Here is a 23048-nt window from a genome sequence, read left to right on the forward strand (position 1 = left end):
AAGCTCCGAAAAGGAATGGACGTCCTCACTGTAGAAGCCTAGGCTTTGGCGAATACGCCATTGAGCCCACTAATCTCGCCAATCATGCCAAAAATTATTCATGTACTCGCGTTTGAGAATGCCCAGGTGCTCGATGTCACCGGGCCTCTACAAGTGTTCGCATCGGCTAACGATCTCGCGCGCCAACGTGGTTTGCCATTGCCCTACGCGGTCAACGTCATTGCTACTCAGGCTGGGCCGGTAATGACGTCGGCCGGCCTGGCGCTGCTGGCCGAGCCGCTGCCCGCCATTGACCAGCCCTGCGACACGCTGGTGATCGCCGGTGGCTGGGGTGTGTACGGTGTTGCCGAGGACCCGACGCTGGTGCAATGGGTGCGTGATAAATCCCTGCACACCCGGCGCATGGCCTCGGTCTGCACCGGGGCTTTTCTGCTGGCCGCCAGTGGTCTGCTTGATGGTTGCCGCGTGGCCACGCACTGGACGCGCTGTGAAGAACTGGCGCGCAAGTTCCCTGCACTCACGGTGGAGGCCAATCCGATTTTCATCCAGCAGGGCGCGGTGTGGACGTCTGCTGGCGTGACCGCCGGGATCGACCTGTGCCTGGCCCTGGTAGAGGATGACCTGGGGCGTGCGATTGCCCTGGAGGTGGCGCGCCACTTGGTGGTGTTCCTCAAGCGCCCTGGCGGTCAGTCGCAATTCAGCGTGACGTTATCCCTGCAAAAGAGCGACAGCCGTTTTGCCGAGCTGCATGCCTGGATCGCCGATAACCTGACGCTGGATTTGAGCATCGCCACCCTGGCAGCCCAGGCTGGCATGAGCGAGCGCAGCTTTGTACGCCATTACCGCACCGAGACTGGCCAAACACCGGCGCGGGCCGTGGAACTGATTCGCGTCGAAAACGCACGCCGGCAACTGGCAGACAGCACGACCTCCATCAAACGTATCGCCATGCAATGCGGTTTTGGCTGTGAAGAGACTTTGCGCCGCAGCTTTCTGCGGGCCTTGTCAGTGACGCCCCAGGCTTATCGAGAGCGTTTTTCACCGCTCCAGTAGTTCCAGCAGTGCTTCAAGCGTGACCTGCGGCGCTTCCTGGAAAACATTATGACCCACGCCGGGCAACACCTGCCGGCGATAAAAGCCGCTGAAGTGCTCCACATCGTCATCCACAAGCGGCGGCGGGCCCACACCGTCATCGGCCCCACACAACGAAATGCTCGGTACCGATATCGCCGGTTGGGGCACCAGCGCCTGCTCGATGTATTCCAGCGCGGGATCACCCGGCGCATACATAAAGCGATGGCGATAGGAATGAATCACCACCTCGACAAAATCCGGGTTATCAAACGACGGCGCGGTCAGGGCGTAGCGGCTTGGCCCTTCGGCCCAGGACGGTGACCACAGCGTCCAGAGCAATTGGCAGAGTTCACGCCGGTTGGCCGTCAAGCCGTCGACCCCGCGCTGGGTGTGAAAGTAGTACTGATACCAGAGCCGGTGCTCTGTCTCAGGCGGCCGGGGTTTGAGCGACTGGCTGATGGCCTGGATGTTGTAGCCATCGCCGGTCACCAGCCCGCGCACCCGCTGTGGCCATAGCGCCGCGACAATACAGGCGGCGCGCCCACCCCAGTCAAAGCCGGCGAGGGTGGCTTGCGGGATCGACAATGCATCCATGAAGTCGAGCAAATCCTTGGCCAGCGCCGCCTGTTGGCCGGAGCGCATCACTTGCGTGTTGATAAATCGCGTCGGGCCATAACCGCGTAAATACGGGACCAATACCCGATAACCACGTTCAGCCAGCACCGGCGCGATGTCGTCGTAGCCCCGTGGGTCGTAAGGGAAGCCATGCAACAGGATCACCGGTTCGCCATCGATGGGGCCGTGGGTTTCGTAAGCCACATCAAGCAGGGTTGTGCGCACATACAGCAGCGGCGCAGGGGACGTCACGGTTGCCATACGGTTTTCTCCCCGCTGAGTTTGCGGTCCAGGAACGTTGCCGCACTGATCAATGCCAAGTGGCTCAAGGCCTGGGGCGTGTTACCCAAGTGCCGGGCCTGGCTGTCGAACTCTTCGGCGTACAACCCCAGCGGGTTGGCGTAACGCAGCAACTGCTCGAACTCCAGATGAGCTTTTTCGACTTGCCCGGCGCGCGCGAGGCATTCGACGTACCAGAACGAGCAGGCGGCAAACGCGCCTTCGACGCCTTGCAGCCCATCGATCTGGCTGTCGTCATTGCGGTAGCGGTAGACCATGCCGTCGCGCACCAGGCTTTTCTGGATCGCTTCCAGCGTCGCCAGCCAGCGCGGGTCGGTGGCTGCAACGAAGCGCACCAGCGGCATCAACAGCATCGAGCCGTCCAGCGCCGTACTGCCGATATGCTGGACGAAATGCCCGCGTTCTTCGTTCCAGAAGTTGCTCCAGATGTCGGCGTAGATCGCCTGGCGCGTCTGGTCCCAGCGTGCGAACGGGGCCGGCAGCGAACGTTTGGAGGCCAGGCGAATGGCACGGTCCAGGGCCACCCAGCACATCAGGCGTGAATGCAGGAAGTGGTGCTGCTCACCGCGCATTTCCCAGATGCCTACGTCTTTGCGGTTCCAGATCTCACACACTTGGTCGACCACTTCCACCGTGTGTTTCCAGCCTTGGTGGGAGATGGCTTCGCCGTACTTGTTCACCAGATAGACCGCGTCCATCAGTTCGCCATAGATATCCAGCTGGATCTGATCGAACGCCTCATTGCCCACCCGTACCGGTTGGGCGCCGCCGTGGCCGCTCAAGTGGTCGAGGGTGGTTTCCGGCAGTTCCTGGCGACCGTCGATGCCGTACAGGATGTTGATCTTGGTCGGCTGGCCGCAGCAGTCGCTGACCCGACCCCTGAGCCAGCGCATATAGGCGTTGGCTTCCTCGACGAAACCCAGGCGCATGAACGCATAGACGGTGAACGACGCATCGCGGATCCAGGTATAGCGGTAGTCCCAGTTGCGTTCGCCGCCGGGCGTTTCCGGCAGCCCGAACGTGGCCGCGGCGATAATGGCGCCGTGTTTGCGCGAGGTCAGCAGTTTCAGCGCCAGTGCCGAGCGGTTGACCATCTCGCGCCAGCGCCCGCGGTAGTTGGACTGGCTGATCCAACCGCGCCAGAACTTCAAGGTGCGCTCCAGGTAGAGGTCAGTACAGTCGTTGGTGACGCGCGCATCCTCCTGGCCACCGAGGACAAATTCGGCGCCTTCATCCTGGGCGAGGGTAAAGGTGGCGATGGCGGTGTTGTCTTGGAGGGTCAGCGACTGGCTGCCGGTCAGGCGCAGGCCGGGTTGGCCGTTGGCGGTGAACACGACACTGGCAGCCTCGGCCTTCGCCTCGGTAGCGGCCCGGGCATAGTCGTGGCGCACGGCGCAGCTTAAGTGGATAGTCGCCTTGCCACTGACCACCCGTACCCGCCTGATCAGCAAAGGCAGTTCATCGACGTTTTCGCTGACGGTCAGCAGGTCGGTGATCTCCACCACCGCTTCATCGCTCAGCCAGCGGGTCTGCAGCACGTTGGTGTCGGGCAGGTAGATCTGCTCGCGGCGGGCGTTGGGCAGGTCCGGGGTAAGCTGAAATGTGCCGGCCTCGGGCGTGTCGAGCAATGCGCAAAACACCGACGGGCTGTCAAATTCCGGCCAGCAGAAGAAGTCGATGCTGCCGCGGTCGTTCACCAGTGCCGCGCTGCGCATGTCGCCAATGATCCCGTGGGCATCAATGGCGCTTTGAGGTTCGTTCTTGAAATCAACCATTGCCACGAAACTCCGGGTAGAGGCTCATACCGCCATCGATGAACAAGGTGCTGCCAACCACATAATCAGAGGCATCGCTGGCCAGCCACACCACGGCGTTGGCCACGTCTTCGACGTCACCGACACGACCATAGGGAATCAATTTAAGCAGCTCTTGTTCTGCCGCGCCTTCGGTGGCCGCGCGGTTGATCGCCGTGCGAATCGCCCCTGGCGCAATGCCATTGATACGGATGCGCTGTTCGCTGACTTCCTGGGCGAGGGTGCGCATCAGCATCTCCACGCCGCCCTTGGACGCGGCGTAATTCACATGCCCGGCCCAGGGGATGACTTGATGCACCGAACTCATATGGATGATTTTGCCGGCGGCCCGTGACACACCTTCACGAACGCCCTGGCGATTGAAGATACGCACCGCCGCCCTAGCGCACAGGAACTGCCCGGTGAGGTTGACGCCAATCACCGTGTTCCAATCCTCAAGGGTCATGTCGACCAGATTGGCATCTTTTTGCAGGCCGGAGTTGGCCACCAGAATATCCAGATGGCCGAAGGCGTCGAGGGTTTGGGCGAACAGGCGTTCGACATCGGCCTCCTTGGACACATCGCCGCCAATCGCAAGCGCTCGGCCGCCGTTGGCATTGATCTGCGCGGCGAGAGCCTCAGCCGGTGCCGCCTGGGAGTTGTAGTTAAGCACCACCGCGGCGCCTGCTGCGGCCAGGGCTTTGGCCGCGCCCGCGCCAATGCCGGAACTGGCCCCGGTGACCAGGGCCACTTGTTGCTGCAAGGAAATCTGCATCGCCCACCCACCGTTTTATGAGAGTCCTTCTTGCTGACTGGCGGCGGGGAGCGGAAGTTCACCCCCTCGCGTTTACGCCCAGCGCGGGTAAAAGCGCGACTTTATCGTATGATGCTGAAAACAAAGGGCAATACAGGAAGCGATGGAATGCGGGCGCGGGCCGATACCAGATTGATCAAACTGTTAGTCAGCGGCGTCTTGGCCGTTTTATCACTGACTCAAACAGCCCTGTGCCTTGCCGATAACAGCAATGGTAAAACGCTGTATCTACAGCGCTGTGCTGTGTGCCATGGGCCCGATATCAAAGGCACGGGGCCATTGGCTCAAAAAAGCAATCCGCCAACCCCCGACCTGACAACCGCCGCCTTCAAGAAGCGACTCCATGAATATCCTGGCGTTATTGTCTCCTCGGTCATTCTTCGCCCCAATGGCAACCTGATCCCCAAGACGCTGCAGGACAATGGTGTAAAGATCGCGCCACATGCCTGGAGCGTTAAAGACTTTCGCGATTTGCATCAATACATGAGTGAGGTCATTTCAAACAAATAGTGGGTGGGCGATGAGCAGCAATTGCCCCACTTAATAGGAAGCATTACTATTCACGCCCCGCCTCCCCAGTGCTCTCGCGATGATTCCTCAGCCGCCCCGCAGAACAGGCTTTTTCGAGCACTACGAAGAGTTGATCGGCACCTGGACACGCCGCCTGAGAAACCGTCAGCAAGCCGAAGACCTGGCGCACGACACCTTCGTGCGTGTGCTTGAGTCCGCTGCCTGCGAGGTGGCGCAACCGCGCGCCTACCTGCATCAAACCGCGCGCAATATTGCGGTGGACGCCTACCGCCGCGAAGACCGTCGCGAGACGTTGACGCTGCAGGTGGCTGATCACAGTACGCCGCACAGTAGCGACCCGGAACATTACATGCACGCGATCCAATTGGCCGACGCCATCGAGCGGGCGCTGGCCGAGTTGCCGCTCAACTGTCGCAGGGTTTTTATCTGGCAGAAGATCGAAGGGCTCACCCAGCAGGAAATCGCCACACGCCTGGGGCTGTCTAAAAACATGGTGGAAAAGTATATGATCCGCACCTTGCGGCATCTGCGTGATCGTCTGGATGCGAGCGCGCCATGACCGGCTTTGAAACAGGATCTTCCACGATGGATAACCGTGTCCGTGATGAGGCCGCGCAGTGGTTTGTACGCCTGCAAGACGGCCCATTGAGCGCCCAGGAACGTCAACGTTTCGATGCCTGGCGCAGGTCGCAGCCCGCGCATCAGTACGAAATCGATGTGCTGCAAGGGCTATGGAGTGCGACGGATTTGCTGCCCAAGGCCCGCTTGCAGGCGCTGGGCGATGCGCCAACCGAGCGCCTTGGACGGCGTGCGCTGCTGCGTTATGCCGTGGCCGCCAGTGTGGTCGCCGTTGCAGTGGGCCTGGGTGCGTACAGCGGTCTGGGGCAGCCAAAGCCCTACAATGCCGAATTCAGCACGCGGTTAGGCGAGCATCGTCAGGTGACCTTGCCTGACGGTTCCGTGATGGACCTCAACAGCCGCAGCGTGGTCGCGGTTCGCTACGAAAAGAGCCGTCGGGGCGTAGAGCTCAAGCAGGGCGAGGCGATGTTCAGCGTGCAACATGACGCCGAACGCCCGTTTGTGGTCGCAGCCGGGGCAGGGCAGGTGACCGTCACCGGCACGCGCTTTGATGTACGTCGGGAGGCGGACCAGACCCGCGTGGCGGTCGAAGCCGGCACGGTCAAGGTGCAGGGCCGGGCATCCGATCACATCGTCACGCTCACCGCCGGGCGTGGCACCCATGTCGATCCCCAAGGCCAAGTGGCGGCGGCCTACGCGGTGAACCCTGAAGAACTGACCGCGTGGCGCAGCGGTAAACTAGTGTTCAACAACGCCACCCTGGTAGACGTGGCGCGGGAAGTGTCGCGCTACCGCGAGCAACCGCTGCGGGTCAGTACGGCAGCGGTGGGCAACCTGCGCTTGACCAGCGTCTTCAAATCCAGCGACACCGACGCTTTGCTCAAGGCCTTGCCCCACATCCTGCCGGTCGCCTTGCGCACTTTGCCGGACGGTAGCCAGGAAATTATTTCACGCTGACGTTCAGGTTTTTTTCGAGTTCTTCGTCTTCTCGTACAACTGCAACTGGTTTGCATTAACGGCTGCGCATGCTTGCGATCACAGGACTAGGTTCGACGTGAAAAAACTTGCTCTTCACAACAATAAAATTTCCCGCTGGGCGCCCTTGGCCCTGGCCGTTGCCATCAGTACCGCACAGGCTGCCGAGGGCATCCACATTCGTGCCCAATCCCTCGGCGCAGCCTTGAGCCAATTGGGCCAGCAGACCTCGCTGCAAGTGTTCTTCAGCCCCGATATGGTGGCTGGCAAGCAAGCTCCCGCGGTCGATGGCAACCTCTCGCCCGAACAAGCCCTGCGGCAATTACTGCAAGGCAGTGGCCTGGATTACCAGATTGACGCCGGCTCCGTGACCTTGCGTCCGGTGCGCAGCGGCACCGGTGAAGCGGGCTCACCGCTGGAACTGGGGGTCACCGATATCAAAGTGGTGGGCGACTGGCTTGCCGACGCCGATGCCGAAGTGGTGCAGAACCACCCCGGTGCGCGCACGGTTATTCGCCGCGAGGCCATGGTAGAGCAGGGCGCGATGAACGTCGGTGATGTGCTGCGCCGTGTGCCTGGCGTGCAAGTGCAGGAATCCAACGGCACCGGCGGCAGTGATATTTCCCTAAACGTCGGTGTGCGCGGGCTGACGTCACGCCTGTCGCCGCGCTCCACCGTGCTGATCGACGGCGTACCGGCTGCATTCGCTCCCTACGGCCAGCCACAGCTGTCGATGGCGCCGATTTCTGCCGGTAACCTGGAAAGTATCGACGTTGTCCGTGGCGCGGGTTCGGTGCGTTATGGGCCACAGAACGTCGGCGGCGTGATCAACTTCGTAACCCGTGCGATCCCGCAGGACTTCTCCGGGGAAGTCGGCACCACCCTGCAAACGTCTGCCCACGGGGGCTGGAAGCATGTGGAAAACGCCTTTATCGGCGGCACGGCCGACAACGGTATCGGTGCCGCGCTGCTGTACTCCGGAGTCAATGGCAACGGTTACCGCAACAGCAACAACGGCAACGACATCGATGATGTGATCTTCAAGACCCACTGGGCGCCGACCGATCAAGACGATTTCTCGCTGAACTTCCACTATTACGATGCCAGCGCCGATATGCCCGGCGGCCTGACCCAGAAGCAGTTCGATGCCAACCCGTACCAATCGGTGCGTGACTGGGACAACTTCAGCGGGCGCCGCAAGGACATCTCCTTCAAGTACATCCGCCAGATCGACGACCGCACCCAGGCCGAAGTGCTGACTTACTATTCCGACAGTTTCCGTGGCAGCAACATTGCCAACCGCGACCTCAAGACCCTCAGTTCCTACCCGCGCACCTACTACACCTTCGGCATCGAGCCGCGTGTGTCCCATGTGTTTGACCTGGGGCCCAGTACCCAGGAAGTCAGCGTGGGCTATCGCTACCTCAAAGAAGGCATGCACGAGGAGGCCACCAGCCTGAACCTGGTCAACAACGTACCGACGCCGGGCGGGCAGAGCGACGGTCACGTGTATCAGGACCGCACGGGGGGCACTGAAGCCAACGCCTTCTATATCGATAACAAAATCGATATTGGCAAATGGACCATCACCCCGGGCATTCGCTTTGAAGATATCCGTACCGAATGGCATGACCGCCCAGTCGTGGCCCTGAACGGCAAGCGTACAGAGGAAAAACGCCGCGAGGTCCACAACAACGAACCGCTGCCGGCGCTGAGCGTGATGTACCACGTGTCTGACGCCTGGAAACTGTTCGCCAACTACGAAACCTCCTTCGGCAGCCTGCAGTATTTCCAACTGGGCCAGGGCGGTACCGGCGACCAGACGGCCAACGGCCTGAACCCGGAAAAGGCCAAGACCTACGAGGTCGGTACGCGCTACAACGACAGCGTCTGGGGCGGCGAAGTGACGCTGTTCTACATCGACTTCTCGGATGAACTGCAATACGTCAGCAATGACGTGGGCTGGACCAACCTCGGCGCCACCAAGCACAGCGGCATCGAAGCATCGGCCCATTACGACCTGTCCAACCTCGACCCGCGCCTCGACGGCCTGACCGCCAACGCGGGCTTCACCTACACCAAGGCCACCTCCGAAGGTGATGTGCCGTTCAAGGGCCGCGACCTGCCACTGTATTCCCGCCAAGTGGCGACCCTGGGCCTGCGTTACGACGTCAACCACTGGACCCACAACCTGGATGTCTATGCCCAGTCCGGCCAACGGGCGCCAGGCACCGGAACCACCTACATCACCCAAGGCACCGCGGATGGTCAATACGGTGATATCCCAGGGTATGTCTCGGTCAACGTGCGCAGCGGTTATGACTTCGGCGCGCAGTTGTCGAACCTGAAGCTGGGTGTGGGCGTGAAAAACGTCTTCGACCAGCAGCATTACACGCGCTCCAGCGATAACAATGCCGGCTTGTACCTGGGCGAGCCTCGCACCTTCTTTGTACAGGCAAGCGTCGGGTTCTGATCTGTCGTCTCTGGGGAAAATCGCAACCTCAGGGGGGCGATTTTTTTTGCCTGGGCAAAGCGCTCCGCGCACTCATTGCTGCAAGACCACACTCTGTTTCCTACATCACCACAGCACAGATTATGGCTGGATCAGGAACTGATTCCGACGCAAAACCACACATGGGAAAGCTGATGGGCTTCGACACTGCGTTGGAGCGACAAGCTGAAAATCGCCCACTGTATGGAGAAACTTATGTCGGTATCGATGTTGGATACACCCGTCTCTGCTTCATCAACGCCTGACCTTTCACAGGCCAGCGCCAAGGCCGAGGTCAAAAACACGCGCCAGGCTGCACCTTCCTTCAAGGGCCAGAATGCTGCCCATGTGAATTTTCAATCGGGGGACAACAAAGCCGGGCCGGTATTCGGTAACCCCCAGGCACCCACCTCCGCAGCTGACGTGCGTGGACATCACCACAGACCACCGGCGATGCAGAATTTCCTGGGCCAACTCCCGCACTGGATCAGTCATTGGTTCTTCGGACATCGGCCGTCTATGCATCCTGGCTGTGGGCATCCGCCGCCAAAGCCGAACCCAGGTTGCAGCAACCCGCCACCCAGGCCGAACCCCATTGGGAGTAATCCGCCACCGAGGCCGGACCCCACTGCAGGTCGGCCGTATCCGCCCGCCCCCGGCAGGCCTGATCCGCAGTACTCGCTGAAAAATAGAGAAGAGCTGGCGCAGCAGTTGCGCGATAACTTCAATGCCTTCAGAGACCCGAAGAACCCTGGTTCCATTAGCGTTGACAGCATTCTTGCAATGGCAAAAAGAGGGTGGTCGCCCAACCCCGTCATGAACGAGAACATTCGCCTGGCCAATGAACTGCTACGACGTCCGGAACTGATGGCCGCATTGGACCGGCACGGTTCCACGGGCGCTTTGGATGGCCTGATCGACCGGCACAGCCTGAACGCGGTAATCAAAGGAGAAAACTACTTCAAGTACAAGAGCGACAAGGAACTGGCCGGTGAGCTGCTTGAGCATTTCGACGAGTTGAAAAACGGGAGCGGGGGCTCAAGCCTTAAAATCCGCGACCTGAAAAAGTGGGCCTGCCAGCCACTTACCGGCGACGCAGCCAAGGACCATCTGATTCAGTTATCCCAGGAAATAATACGCAAGCGCAGTGATCTGCTGGAGAAAATGGATAACCGCGCCAGTAAAGATGACGACGGGAAAATCAGCCGTACAGGACTGTACTTGTTGTCCCGCTGACCGCTCTTCAGGCGCGGCCTCTCGGGGGCGGCGCCAGTCCAATATGTTTCAAGGAACGAATTACGCCCATTTGCCACAGAGGTGATACTTGCGGTTGTAATTCGACCCGCCGCTTTTCAGATTCTGAATGAGGGAAAACATATGACTTCAGCCTCGTTTAATTCTTCCCCAAACGGTCCCATCGACCTGTTGCGCAGTACCCAACGTACAAGTCCACCAGTATCCAAGGAGCGCGGCCCCTCGCGTAGCTTCCCTTTTGCGTCGACGGAATATGAGGCAGAAGCACGGCGTATGAAGGCTTATGCCGGCGAGCGTAGTTCCAGGCGCCCGTGTCGGACGACTTTTCCCGGGGCATGCTGGCAGACCCGCAGGTCAGGGGGGAGGGCGCCGATTCGTTGAACGACACGGGGTTGATCAATTGCCTGGCAGGCTGGTGGCGTAGGCGCAAGCTGGTTTAACCGCGGCTGACCACGGTTTTACATATTGTCATTGGTAGGTATCGTTGACTCGGAACTGCCGAGTTCCTCCAACCACACATGAGGTGCCTGCCTGGGTAGAGTCCATTCGTTGATTTTGCCCATCAAGGTAAAAATCACCCTGCGGATATGCATCTGAAAAGTGTTGGAGAAAACCCATGACAATCGAGGGTGTATTACCTTCCGGACGGCCTCTGCCCCCCGACAAGCCGGCCGTACACTCAACTACGTCATCAGCGGCCATCCACCCTGAGACTTGGCATCAACCCCCTTCATCGACGTCGGGCGAGGGTTCGCGCAAGCCTTTTCTTTTACGCGGAACATTGTCCGCTCTGCGCCATCGTGACTTGCAGAACTTTCCCCTTGGGCGGGCCAGTGGTACCCCGCCGGGTGCTAGCTCAACGGACAACCAACTGGCGAAGGCCCTGGAAAAATCCTTCGGCCTGCTGCACTCCTTTCTGAATGATGGGCGCTTGACGTGGATGTCTTTGCAGCGGATCGCCGTTCATCCTATGGGTGAAAGCGAGGCGTTGGACGGCGTGATTCAGGTCGTCGGGGAAATGCTCAAGCGCCCGCGGTTAAGTGACGCGATCTTCAGTCGTGACGGCGATATCACCCGTGACAGCCTCCGCGCGGCGGCCCAAGCGTTGCAGGGGAACAGCTCGGCAACCGAGTTCAGTCAGGACCCGTTTCATGCGCAAGGCAATGCGCAGGTGGTGGAGGCGCTACAAAGCCAGTTTCCGCTGTTGAGAGACAAGGCCATGGACCGAACCTACCTGTTTGAACCGCATCAGTATGTTGAAATAGCCAGGCTGCGGGAGGTCATGCAGGACCCGCATGAGGTTGATCAGCAGGGCGCGCCGGTGCTGGATGCGTCCACGGGCATGCCCCAGTCCAAATACAGCGAACTCTGTGTCTACACCGCGAAGAACATTATTGAGCGTCCAGGTTTGCTGCCTTCGTTGGAGCGCGCCAATGGCACACGACTATTTGGCCCGCCTCACAAAGAGGGGTGGCTCAGCAACAAAAGCCTCGAACGGTGGCATGAGCAAGACGCCGCACGCAAGGCACGCTGAAAGGCAAGCTACACCTTTAGGACTTTGCCGCTGATGGCCACCGCCGCCAGCAATACGGCGATCAGGATGAAGGCAGTGCTCAAGCTGCTGCCGTGGGCGATAAAACCAATCACGGCGGGGCCGGCGAGAATGCCGGCGTAGCCCAATGTGGTGATGGCAGGCACTGCAATATGCTCCGGCATTACCGTTTGCTTACCCACGGCGGTGTACAGCACCGGCACGATATTCGAACACCCGGCCCCCACCAGCGCATACCCCAGCAGCGCAGTTTCCCACGCAGGCAATAGCGTCGCGAGGAGCAAGCCGGCACAGGCCAGCGTGCCGCCCATCACGATGACCCGCGTGGGGCCCAGGCGTCGAACAATCGCATCACCGGTCAGGCGTCCAGCGGTCATGGTCAAGGCAAATGCCGCGTAGCCCAGGCCGGCGTAAGCCTCATCCAGGCCGCGCTCGGCACTGAGGAACACAGCGCTCCAATCCAGTACGGCGCCTTCAGCCAGGAACACGATGAAACACAGGCAACCGATAAACAACACCACACCATGGGGCACTGCAAATGCCGGCCCCGAACTTTCACTGCCATAAGGCAGTAAGTGCGGTGCAGCCTTCAACAGCGCCGCCAGTGTAATAACCACCACCACCAGGGTCGCCTGCAATGGCGACAGGCCCAGGCCCAGCAACCCCGCAACCCCCGCAGCGCCGACAATGCCCCCCAGGCTGAACAAACCATGGAAACCCGACATCATGGTTTTGCCACTGGCGCGCTCAACGATCACCGCTTGCAGGTTCACGGTGGAGTCCACGGTGCCCAGGCCTGCGCCAAACAGGAACAACCCGGCAATCAGCAACGGGATGGAACTGACGGTGGCCAGCATCGGCAGGGCCAGGCAGATCATCAGTGTCCCTGCGCTCAGCACGCGTCGGCAACCGTAACGCGAGGCCAGCGCGCCCGCTGCCGGCATTGCGATGATCGACCCCACCCCCAGGCATAACAGCAGCAGGCCAAGGGTGCCTTCATTCAGATTCGCACGCGCCTTGGCGTACGGCACCAGCGGCGCCCAGGCGGCGATACCAAAACCTGCGATAAAAAAAGCGATGCGGGTCGACATCTGCTCCAGTCGCCCGGGAACCACGGGGGCAGGAGTGGGAATGGCAGTCATGGAAAATCCTTGGTTTGGCGTTCAACGAACGATGTCCGGCGCGACATCCTTGCATATCAGGCCCTCTTGAGCGAATCGGGTTCCCTAGGTGTTACGGGGCGTGAGGCATTCTTTTTACAAACACGGAACGCTTTGGTGGCCGGTCACCACGTAGAAATGATCGAGCCTGTAGGAGGTGGGCTGGAAGGTGTGTAATCCCTGCGGGGAGTGGTTGAACCCCAGGTTTCTTGCGGCGGATTACCACCTTCCAGCTCACTTCCCACAGACCGGCTGTTGTGTAATACGCTGCTGTCCCGATAGTAGATAAGTGAACGGACGAACCGATGAAGAATTTCCGGTTGGTGTGGTTATGACCCGATTCTACGACGCGCGCGGCAATATCTATGGGGTGGTCAGCCCCGCCTATTTATGCCGCCAGGGTATTGCCGTGCCCGACACTGCCGGCTTGGCTGCGAGCACGCGTAAGGCGTGGGCCGCATCGGCGATTGCGTCGGAATGTGGTTGGGGTTCGTTGCCGCGTCCTGCTGGTGCCAAGGCGCATCGCTGCGATGGTTTGTTGGTCGGGCCATTTCAGGCCCAGCCACCGTTTGATCTGCTGATCATCAATACCGACGGCTCTCTCGCCGAACGCAGTGGTAATGGGCTGACTATCTTTGCCCAAGCGTTGACCGACCAGGGTTTGCTGGTCCATGGCAGCGAGTTGCGGGTGTATCACGACAAGCCGGATGCGGTATCGCCCGTAATCACCTGTGTCGAGCCGGCTGAGCATGAACAGGTGCCAGGCTTCTGGCTGGCCTTGGGCCGGCCCGAGTTTGGCCCCTTGGCGGTGGGGGCGGTTGGCGTGAGCCCGGTGGCTGTGGGGCGGCATGAACTCAGTCATGTGGCAGCCTTGACGTCGCTCAATCCGCAATGGGGGAGCAGTCAATTTGTCCGGGTTGGCAACCCCCATTGTGTGACGCTGGTTGAGCAGGTTTCGGCATTGCCAGGCTGTGACACGATGCATCAGTCGGTACTTTTCAAGCAGTTGAAGGCCATCGCTTTTGCACCGCCGGCAGGGTGCGGCCAACCCTGTGTCGGTGGGGTCAACCTGCAATGGGCTGCTCGAGACGCTGGCAATCGAATCATCGCACGCGTATTTGAGCGAGGAGAGGGGCCTACGGCGTCCTCGGGGACCAGCGCCAGTGCAGTGGCGTGCGCGGCATGGCGAGCAGGTTGGGTTGAGGGGGGCGACGTAGCGGTGGTAATGCCGGGTGGCACGGCGCCAGTGCGCTTGCAGATCGAATCAGGAAACGTGCTGAGTGTTAGTCTTTTCGGGACAGCGCAATTAAAAGTCTGAACATCGGAAATGACTGATGCCTTAAATAAGCGTCAGCCGTTTCCTTAAAACTCAGTTAAGAGAGTACAAGCCGCAGTCAGAGTTTGCCTCTAATTATTAGATGATTTTTTGGCTGTGTTTATATTCTGTAAAAGACACTTCCATCTTTGCTGTACGAAACTTCTTTATTATTTCTGAAGGGCCGAAAGTCGCCTGAAATCGCTAAGCTTTAGCGCATTCAGGTGCTTTTTCTCAATCCAAATGGCGTTGACGAGGGAAAGCTGTTCAAACGAAAAGTTGAAGACGGGTAACAAAGGATGGTTAACGCGTTTGTTTCGTCACGTTTCAAATTGGTCCTTGCAGGTATAAAGACAGATTTTCAGATAGTGGCATTCAAAGGCAGCGAAGCCCTCGACCAGCCCTACTTTATACAGGTGCAGTTAGTCAGCGAAGACCCCTCCCTTGACCTGGAGGCATTGCTTCATCAACCCGCCTATCTGCACTTGGGCGAAGCAGGTCAGGGCTTGCATGGGCAAATCTTTGCCATCGGTCGGGATGATCCCGGTATGCGGCTCGCCCTTTATCACCTGACACTGGCGCCACGTCTGGCATCCCTTGCCTATCGTTGCGACCAGCGGGTTTTCCAGCAGCGCAGCGTACCGCAGATCATTGTTGCGGTCCTCGAACAGCACGGCATCTTCGCCGACGCCTATGCCTTTGAGCTCGGGCCGGTGGTGTATCCACCACGCGCCTTTTGCGTGCAGTACAGGGAGTCCGACCTGCATTTCATCCAACGGCTGTGTGAAGAGGAGGGCATTCACTATCACTTTCGTCACAGCGCAGAGAATCATCTGCTGGTGTTTGGTGATGACCAGACGGTGTTTCGCCGGTTGCCGGTACAGCGTTATTGTTCCTCGGCTGATCCATCGCTTGGGGCCCCGGTCGTCCAACGTTTCGACCGGCGCCTGGTCACGCGCAGCCGGCGCACCGTACGTCGTGACTATGACTTCGAGCACCCTTCGTTTCGCCTGCATGACCAAGCCGGTGCCGGGCCGGCGGATCCTTTGGAAGACTATGGCTACCCTGCTGGCTTTACGGGCCATGCACGTGGTGCGAAGCTGGCGCGACGCAGCCTGGAGCGTCACCAGCGTGATCGCCATCGAGTGCTGGGCAAGAGCGATCAACCGGCGCTATGCAGTGGCCACTTCCTTGAACTGTGCGATCACCCGGACCCAGCCTGCAACGACTTATGGTTGCTGACCTCGGTGCGTCATGAGGGTTACCAGCCGCAGGTGATGGAGGAGTCGATCGTTGATGCCAATGGGTTCCAAGGCTATCGCAACCGGTTCACCGCAACCCCCTGGCGCGCAGTGCATCGACCTGCCCTCAAGCACCCCAAACCGACGATCAGTGGCAGCCAGACCGCGACGGTAACCGGGCCTGCCGGCGAGGACGTGCACTGCGATGCCTATGGCCGTGTGAAGGTGCGCTTTCATTGGGATCGCGCGGACAAGGGCGACGAGACGAGCAGTTGTTGGCTGCGCGTGGCGTCCGGTTGGGCGGGTGATGGGTTTGGCGCCATGGTCATTCCACGGGTGGGCATGGAAGTGCTGGTGAGCTTTTTGGAGGGCGACCCGGACCAACCCCTTGTCACCAGTTGCCTGCCCAATGCATCGCACTTGCCGGCGTACGCTTTGCCGCAGCACAAGACACGCAGCGTACTGCGTAGCCGCAGCTCGCCGGGCGGCGGAGGCGCCAACGAGTTGCACTTGGAAGACCGGCGCGGCGAAGAACTTATCTACCTGCGTGCCCAGCGTGACCTGGAGCAACGGGTGGGGCATGACAGTCGCCTGGAGGTGGAGGGCGATAGCGTGACTCGCGTTGGCAAGAGCTTGTTGATCGAAGCCGGGCAGCAGGTTCATCTCAAGGCCGGCGCCAGCCTGGTGATAGAGGCCGGCGCACAACTGAGCTTGAAGGCAGGCGGGGAACACCTGGTGATGCAAGCCGGCAGTATTTCCAGCAGCCGGTCCATCACTCTGGGCGGTTCGCCGTCTGCAAGCCGTTCGGTGAACCCATCAGGGGTTGCCGGCACGCAAATCTCTGCTGTGCAAAACGTCATCATGGACTTGGCCAAGCAACTGGGCGCCGACTTTTGCCCTCTGTGCGAAGGCTGCCGCGAAGGCCTGTGCGATATCCCAGGGAGGGCGGCCTGATGGACAGCTTGCTCCATTGTTGGATGGCCCAACAACAGCAGAGCGGACACCCATTGTGCCTGATGCTTGATGGTAACCACGAGGCTCGCCAACGCCTGATGGCAAACCGTGCTCCGTCGCACTATTGCAACCTCTACAGCGAGACCGCTGCGGCGGAGTTGGCGAATACAGGCCCGCTCATACTGTTACTGGAACAACTGAATGAGCCTGCCTTGGCCGACCTGTTGCTACACCCCGAGTCGAACTGGGGCTGGCTCGCCAGCCTGTCGGCCAGCGACCTGGTGGGTGTGGCGCGCCATTGGCGCGAGAGACTGCGGGTGGCGCCAGAAGGCCGTCAGGTGCTTTATCGCATTCACGACAATCGCACCCTGGCCCGTGCCTTGGCCCATCTGGGCAAAGAGCATTGGCCCGCCTACCTCGGACCACTGATCAGCGTGTGCTATTGGCATGAAGGCCGTTGGCATCACCACGAAAATCCTGCGCCGGGCGACTACCCTGCGCCTGATCCAGCGCCGTGGCTCGACACACCCAACCCTCACGCCGAAGCCATCCTGCACGCCAATATCCTGCGCTACCTGCTGGCTGAGCACAGTGAAGACCTGGCGGCATTGGTCGAATTCCAAGACCCCAGGATTTGGCTGGCCCAGGTACTGGAGCAGGCACGCAGCTGGCAATGGCGGGAGCCGGCGCAGCTCGAGTTCCTGGTGGTACGCCGGTTGGCAGAGGCGACCGGCAGCAGTGTTATTCATTGGTTACCGAGGATTGGCGAGGCGCCAGGGGAGCATTTTGAACGAGTGATGGAGCAGTGGCACAGCGAGGTAGGGAAAGGTGAATAGGTGGATAGGGTGGGTGCTGGTGGTTATTACGGGTGCGTGGCTTTCGGGGTGTACGGGGAGGACGGTGGAGCGTTTTACATTGGAGGTGGATTTGCCGGCGCAATTTGAACTTAAAACGGCTGCCAACTACCGGCCCGCAACGGGTGAGACCTGCACCTTGCCTCGGCGGCGAGGCAAAAGACCTGAGCGAAAAGTCTTTTTTACAGACTACAAGCCTGTAGCGAGCAGCGTGAGTTATGAGTTGCCATTGACTGAAACGGTAGAGGGTTGTTCGTTGGTACTACGCAGTGTGGAGTTTGACTTCTATGCGAAGTGGGGGACGCGGAGTACGGATGTGGGCGGGAATTTCGGGAGTATTTCCATTCGCGACCGTTTGGAGGCCGACCTACCTGGGATGCCCGAGTCGGGTGTGCAGGAAATACGTGGGCAATGTAAATGGCACTTTCGGACGGTCGGGCCTTTGCACGCGATTAGAAAACTTCTGATCTGCAATTCATTGGATTCGATGGGCAAGTTGCAAGAGTCGCGGGTAGGGGGCGTGGCGCAACGTCCGCAATTACCGGGGAAAAAGCTGAGGTTGGTGCTATCTGTCAGTGAGGATGAGTTACCTGCCTTTGATGATAGGTGGGTAGCTGTGCCGGGTGGATGGCGGCGATGCAGAGGCAAGAGTTTCGAAGACCTTTTTGCATATTGCGCAGGTAACACCACGGACTTCAAACCCATAAAAATGCCGGACGGGCGCATATGCGACGTCTATCCAACATGCCAATAACAAGGACGAATTCATGAAGCTGGATGCATGGAAGCACGCTTTTTTCAGTGAACGAATGCCTGCTTGCGCATTGAAAGGGCACTGGGTAAGTTTTCGTTTAGTCGATATGGCGGGCAATGGAAAAGCCTATGGCGGACTATCATTTTCGGTCCATGACAGTTCAGGGAGGCAGTACGTCGGTAAATTGAATGGTGAGGGTTTTGCCAGTCTGCAGGATTTCTATTGCGGCCCTGTTGTTCTCATGTTGGATGATTTGTATAGCGGGACTGAGGAGCCGTACTACCAGCTAAGAACGCGCCGAACGTACAAACTACCTATCACCGAACTTCAAATTCGCGCTGAGCGAACTTTTTTTGCTAGTGCTGACGGAAGACGCGTTGAGGGGGCGCCTGCCTACCCACAAGCGGATGGAGTTTATCAGGTTGAAGTAAGCGATTTGGTACGCCATAGCGCTCATCTGCCCCGACCTGCTTCGTCAGCTTTGCGACCCAAGCGTCACGCATTGAAAATGATGGCCGATCTGGGCTTCGGCCCGCCTCAGCCCTCATTGGTGGGTATCGTACTGTTCCCCAACAAGCACACCGTTCTAGAAGTACGACCCCTACGGGCGTTACGCCCAATGTTATCCACCGAAGACAGCTTCTGCGCCTTGAACCTATACCAACTGGCATTGTTTGCTGCGTTGAGTTACTGCGATTTTGGGCAGGTCCCCGCAGAAAGACCGTTAGACGAAGTTCGGTTTCCGTTAGATCCGAGCGTTGGAAATTTATTCGCTGAACAGCTTTCGGTGTATCACGAAGCCTGGCGAATTGATCCGAAGCAATCACACCGTTTTTACCCCCTCTACGAAGATATCCCTTACTCCCAACGCTTCGAAATCCTGCCTTTCGATCCGCAGTTGTATCCACAAAATCGCCCGGAACGGAAGGAAGAACAGGAACACCCCGCACGCTTGCACTTTTTCGATGATGAAAAATTCGGTACTGACACCCAGGCTTTCATCACCCACCACGATGAAGCCATCCTGATTTCTGTGCGAGGAACGGTCAGCCGTGCCGACGCATTACGTGACGCCGACGCCCATCAGGTGGCTTTTGAAGGCGGTATTGGAAAAGCACACGATGGTTTTTACCAGGCCTATCGGGCTATGCGTAATTTCGTATTGCAATATCTTGATCAGTTTCACACAGGTCAGCGCATCGTAATTTGCGGTCACAGCCTCGGCGGCGCCATTGCATTGCTGTTGGCCGAAGGACTGCGCCGAACCCCAGACGCCCACTACAACATTCTGCTCTACACCTACGGCGCCCCCCGCGCCGCCGACGCCGAATTCACTGCCGGCGCCTCAACATTGGTCCACCACCGCATCGTCAACCACAACGACCCTGTCCCCAGCGTCCCGGCACCCTGGATGAATACCACCGCCAAGCTCTGGATTCCCGGAGCCATCACGCTATTCAGCCACCCCGTGCCCGGTGGCCTGTTGTTCGCCGCAGGGCTGGTGCGGGTGGGTGGTAACCCTTATCGACATCATGGCGAGCAATATCACTTCATGCCGATCACGCTCCCGGATGGCAGCCACTCCTCGGTGTTATGGAAGCCTGGCTGTGAATCCCTCCAAGAAGCGGGTTGCAACCGCGCATTGCAACTGCAGGGCGACATGCCCGAGCGCGATAATGTGCTGAGGCAGCTGTTTCAAGCCGACCAGCACTTCATGACCACCAGCTACATCCCCGCGGCGTGGGCGACATTGCGCCGCTGGCAACAAACCCTGGAGAGTGAGGGCGCGTTGGTGACCCAGAGGGAGTTCGAGCTGCTCGACCGGGCCTTTGAAGACATGCGCGAGCAACTCCGGGCCAAGCGGCGTGAACTTGCGCTACGGCGCCCTGCCAATGATCGTAGCCATGAACCTACTGATGCCTTGAACGCAGAGATCGACCGGTTGCACACCAGTCGTGAGCGCTTGGCAAGCCTGCGCTGGCGACGCCTGGAAGCCCGCGATGTCTACGGCAGCCATGCCCGTTCTGCACATCTCCAATCGAGCCTCAAACGTTGGTTCAGCCACCGCGAGAATCGTGAGCCGGCCCAATTCGCCAGCATCCCGCCGCCTGCCCACGACGAACAGGCACGGGGGCAAACGCTGGACATCGACTCAATCGTCTAACCCGCGCGGTTACATAAACTCTACCTGCGCCGGTTGCCGCTTCATCAGCACCTTGCCGTTGCGAATCGAGTACAGCGGCAAGCCCTGGCTACGTATGACTTCGTAGTCGCTGTCGGCCGACAGGATCAACAGGTTAGCCGGGCGGCCTGCTTGCAACCCATAACGATCACCCAGGGCCATGGCTTTGGCACTGTTGTCGGTGACCAGGTCCAGGGCGTTTTGCAAATTGCGGTAACCGAGCATATGACAGATGTGCAGACCGGCCTCCAGTACTCGCAGAATGTTGCCGTTACCCAGCGGGTACCAGGGATCGACGATGGAATCCTGGCCGAAACACACGTTCATGCCGGCCTCAAGCAGTTCGTTCACACGGGTGACACCGCGCCGTTTCGGGAAGTTGTCGAAGCGGCCCTGCAGGTGGATGCTTTCGGTGGGGCACGAGACAAAGCTGATGCCGGAATGCCCCAGCAGGCGAAACAGCTTGGCGCAGTAAGCATTGTCGTAGGAACCCATGGCGGTGGTATGGCTGGCGGTCACGCGGGCACCCATGTCGCGGCTGCGGGCTTCTTCCGCTAGGACTTCGAGAAAGCGTGAGTGGGGGTCGTCGGTTTCGTCACAGTGCACGTCCACCAGGCAACCGGTGCGTTCGGCCAGGTCCATGAGGAACTTCACCGAACTCACGCCTTGGTCGCGGGTGTATTCGAAGTGCGGGATGCCACCGATCACATCGGCACCCAGGCGAATGGCTTCTTCCATCAACTCACGACCATTGCGGAAGGACTCGATGCCTTCCTGGGGAAAGGCGACGATTTGCAGGTCGATCAGGTGCGTGCTCTCTTCACGTACCTCCAGCAGGGCCTTGAGTGCGGTGAGGTCCGGGTCGGTGACGTCGACATGGGTGCGCACATGCTGGATGCCATGGGCGGCGAGGGTCTGAATGGTTTTTTTGGCCCGGGCCTTGGTGTCTTCCAGAGTAATGGTGGCCTTGCGTTCGCCCCAGCACTCGATGCCTTCAAACAGCGTACCGCTCATGTTCCAGCGCGGCTCGCCGGCGGTGAGGGTGGCGTCGAGGTGGATGTGGGGCTCGACAAAGGGCGGTATGACCAGGTTGCCGGCGGCGTCCAAGTCGCCGGCCATCAGCGCCGGCTCCCCCGTTTGCGCAGTGATGCTGGCGATCCGGCCGTGTTCCAGGTGCAGATCATGCAGGCCTTCACGGTTGCGCAGGCGGGCATTGATGATGTGCATGGGCAAGTTCCTCTTGGCTAAAAACAATCAGGCAGACAGCCGCCAGATCCTCAGGGCGATACCGATGTCCAGGCGGTCATGGCGCGTAGTATGGCGCTGAGCAGCACATAGGTCAGCGATGCGGCAAAAATTCCCACCAACGGCGCGACCCACGGCGAGTTGAATGCGACCACGGTGCCCACCCCATACGCGATCAGACCTGGCCAATTGAACGCCGGTAAGCGAGCCTCTGCCAAGCGGGGATAGTGGCCGCGATAGCGATAAAAGAAGTCCGCCATGATCACGCCTCCTATCGGCGGGATGACCGTACCCAGCAGGATCAGGTACGGCACCAGCAGGTCGTACATGCCGAACAAGGCGAGCAGGGTGCCGATCACCGCGCCGGCCAGGGTCACGCTCTTGCGACGCTGGGTGCGCAGCAAGTTGCAACCGGCGACGGCGAAGTTGTAGATGGTGTTGTCCTGGGTGCTCCAGATATTGAGCAGCAACATCGCCATCGCCGCCGTGGCGAAACCTTGCAGCAGCAAGACTTCCACTACATCCGGTTGCTGATAGACGATGGCGCCATAGGCCCCGATCAGCACCATCAAGCCGTTGCCGACAAAAAAGCCGATCAGGCTGGCCAGCACCGCAACCTTGGCCGAGCGCGAAAACCGTGTCCAGTTGGTGGCCTGAGTTGCCCCGCTGACAAAGGTCCCGAACACCAGCGTGATGGCGGTGGACAAGTCCAGCTCAGCGCTGGGCACCACCGCCAGCAGCCCCTCCCACCCGCCGACCTTCACGGTGGCGACCCACATCGACAGCGTCAACAGGATGCCCATGGCCGGTACCGCGATGTAGGACAGGATTTCCAAGCCGCGGTACCCCACGTAGGCGGTGGCGCAGAACAGTAAGCCAAATACCACCATCAGCCCCAGCACACTGCCTTGGCTCAATTGGAAATACTTGCCTAATACCACCGCAGCCGTGGCTGTGCCCCAGGCATACCAGCCGATCTGGGTAAAACCGAGGATCAAGTCACTGAGCTTGCTGCCCACTTCGCCAAAGCAGAAACGCCCCATCAACACCGAGTTCAAGCCGCTCTTGAACGCGATGTAACCCAAGCCTGCGGCGTAGATACCCAACAACAGGTTACCCAGGGCCACGACGCCGAGCATATCCATGAAGCTGAACGCTACCCCCAGCTTGCCGCCGGCGAACATGGTCGCGGTAAAAAAGGTGAACCCCAGCAACACCATGGCCGTAGAGGCCAGGCCCTTACGCGCGTGCAAGGGGACTTCGCTGAGAGGGTAGTCGTTGCCGGGTTCTTGCTGCGTCATGGGGGCTGCTCCCTGAGTGGTGACCCAGGTCGTGTGCATCCTGCGTGCCAATGCAGGTGCAGGC

18 protein-coding genes are annotated in these 23048 nt (G+C 59.7%); 12 read left to right on the forward strand and 6 right to left on the reverse strand.

Annotation, left to right across the window (positions count from 1 at the left end; all coding sequences use genetic code 11):
* Positions 1 to 84: 84 nt before the first annotated feature.
* On the forward strand, positions 85 to 1053 hold the full coding sequence (locus AB9N64_RS27960; RefSeq protein WP_014717847.1) for a GlxA family transcriptional regulator: 969 nt from the start codon (positions 85 to 87) through the stop codon (positions 1051 to 1053).
* On the opposite strand, the gene AB9N64_RS27965 is transcribed toward AB9N64_RS27960, so the two are convergent.
* The 3 genes from AB9N64_RS27965 to AB9N64_RS27975 are packed head-to-tail and all read right to left on the reverse strand — an operon-like array spanning position 1039 to position 4557.
* A complete protein-coding gene (locus AB9N64_RS27965) occupies positions 1039 to 1950 on the reverse strand; it encodes an alpha/beta fold hydrolase (protein WP_014717848.1) in 912 nt (303 codons plus the stop codon). The genes AB9N64_RS27960 and AB9N64_RS27965 overlap by 15 nt on opposite strands.
* Positions 1938 to 3764, reverse strand: coding sequence for a glycoside hydrolase family 15 protein (locus tag AB9N64_RS27970; RefSeq protein WP_019818710.1), 1827 nt, complete (start codon positions 3762 to 3764; stop codon positions 1938 to 1940). The genes AB9N64_RS27965 and AB9N64_RS27970 overlap by 13 nt, the downstream gene beginning before the upstream one ends.
* Complete coding sequence (locus AB9N64_RS27975; RefSeq protein WP_019818709.1) at positions 3757 to 4557, reverse strand: glucose 1-dehydrogenase; 801 nt, start codon at positions 4555 to 4557, stop codon at positions 3757 to 3759. Before AB9N64_RS27975 ends, AB9N64_RS27970 begins: the two co-directional genes overlap by 8 nt.
* 147 nt (positions 4558 to 4704) lie before the next feature.
* Between AB9N64_RS27975 and AB9N64_RS27980 the strand changes: the two genes are divergently transcribed.
* From AB9N64_RS27980 to AB9N64_RS28005, 6 genes are all read left to right on the forward strand, one after another.
* Entirely contained in the window at positions 4705 to 5106 is a 402-nt protein-coding gene (locus tag AB9N64_RS27980; protein ID WP_236466226.1) for a cytochrome c, read from the forward strand.
* Positions 5107 to 5185: 79 nt separating this feature from the next.
* Positions 5186 to 5686 (forward strand): sigma-70 family RNA polymerase sigma factor, encoded by a 501-nt coding sequence (locus AB9N64_RS27985; RefSeq protein WP_236466224.1) that lies wholly within the window; start codon positions 5186 to 5188, stop codon positions 5684 to 5686.
* A gap of 26 nt (positions 5687 to 5712) precedes the next feature.
* Entirely contained in the window at positions 5713 to 6663 is a 951-nt protein-coding gene (locus tag AB9N64_RS27990) for a FecR family protein (protein ID WP_019818704.1), read from the forward strand.
* A 97-nt stretch (positions 6664 to 6760) separates the two neighbouring features.
* The gene (locus AB9N64_RS27995; protein WP_019818702.1) at positions 6761 to 9154 is read left to right on the forward strand and encodes a TonB-dependent receptor; all 2394 of its coding nucleotides are present in this window, start codon (positions 6761 to 6763) and stop codon (positions 9152 to 9154) included.
* Positions 9155 to 9388: 234 nt separating this feature from the next.
* Positions 9389 to 10408, forward strand: a complete 1020-nt coding sequence (locus tag AB9N64_RS28000) for a type III secretion effector protein (RefSeq protein ID WP_172832669.1) — start codon at positions 9389 to 9391, stop codon at positions 10406 to 10408.
* A 634-nt stretch (positions 10409 to 11042) separates the two neighbouring features.
* Positions 11043 to 11960 carry a type III secretion protein gene (locus AB9N64_RS28005; RefSeq protein WP_233086167.1) on the forward strand — a complete coding sequence of 306 codons (918 nt, stop codon included), beginning with the start codon at positions 11043 to 11045 and terminating at the stop codon, positions 11958 to 11960.
* A gap of 8 nt (positions 11961 to 11968) precedes the next feature.
* Here AB9N64_RS28005 and AB9N64_RS28010 read toward each other — a convergent pair whose 3' ends face one another.
* On the reverse strand, positions 11969 to 13120 hold the full coding sequence (locus AB9N64_RS28010) for an MFS transporter (RefSeq protein WP_014717858.1): 1152 nt from the start codon (positions 13118 to 13120) through the stop codon (positions 11969 to 11971).
* Between the two features lie 349 nt (positions 13121 to 13469).
* Between AB9N64_RS28010 and AB9N64_RS28015 the strand changes: the two genes are divergently transcribed.
* The 5 genes from AB9N64_RS28015 to AB9N64_RS28035 all read left to right on the forward strand — a co-directional run bounded on the left by AB9N64_RS28015 (position 13470) and on the right by AB9N64_RS28035 (position 20420).
* Positions 13470 to 14456 (forward strand): diaminopimelate epimerase, encoded by a 987-nt coding sequence (locus tag AB9N64_RS28015; protein ID WP_019818690.1) that lies wholly within the window; start codon positions 13470 to 13472, stop codon positions 14454 to 14456.
* A gap of 296 nt (positions 14457 to 14752) precedes the next feature.
* Positions 14753 to 16648 carry a type VI secretion system tip protein TssI/VgrG gene (tssI, locus tag AB9N64_RS28020; protein WP_122301564.1) on the forward strand — a complete coding sequence of 632 codons (1896 nt, stop codon included), beginning with the start codon at positions 14753 to 14755 and terminating at the stop codon, positions 16646 to 16648.
* Positions 16648 to 17484 carry a DUF4123 domain-containing protein gene (locus AB9N64_RS28025; RefSeq protein ID WP_060767125.1) on the forward strand — a complete coding sequence of 279 codons (837 nt, stop codon included), beginning with the start codon at positions 16648 to 16650 and terminating at the stop codon, positions 17482 to 17484. The genes tssI and AB9N64_RS28025 overlap by 1 nt, the downstream gene beginning before the upstream one ends.
* The gene (locus tag AB9N64_RS28030) at positions 17477 to 18256 is read left to right on the forward strand and encodes a hypothetical protein (RefSeq protein ID WP_371359815.1); all 780 of its coding nucleotides are present in this window, start codon (positions 17477 to 17479) and stop codon (positions 18254 to 18256) included. The genes AB9N64_RS28025 and AB9N64_RS28030 overlap by 8 nt, the downstream gene beginning before the upstream one ends.
* 13 nt (positions 18257 to 18269) lie before the next feature.
* Positions 18270 to 20420 (forward strand): lipase family protein, encoded by a 2151-nt coding sequence (locus AB9N64_RS28035; RefSeq protein WP_102666743.1) that lies wholly within the window; start codon positions 18270 to 18272, stop codon positions 20418 to 20420.
* 9 nt (positions 20421 to 20429) lie between these two features.
* On the opposite strand, the gene codA is transcribed toward AB9N64_RS28035, so the two are convergent.
* Positions 20430 to 21665, reverse strand: a complete 1236-nt coding sequence (gene codA, locus AB9N64_RS28040) for a cytosine deaminase (RefSeq protein WP_014717864.1) — start codon at positions 21663 to 21665, stop codon at positions 20430 to 20432.
* Between the two features lie 50 nt (positions 21666 to 21715).
* On the reverse strand, positions 21716 to 22984 hold the full coding sequence (gene codB, locus AB9N64_RS28045; RefSeq protein WP_019818676.1) for a cytosine permease: 1269 nt from the start codon (positions 22982 to 22984) through the stop codon (positions 21716 to 21718).
* Between the last annotated feature and the right edge of the window lie 64 nt (positions 22985 to 23048).

Origin of the sequence: Pseudomonas sp. KT_2_4 (genome assembly GCF_041410225.1) — a bacterium.
GTDB lineage: Bacteria > Pseudomonadota > Gammaproteobacteria > Pseudomonadales > Pseudomonadaceae > Aquipseudomonas > Aquipseudomonas paracarnis.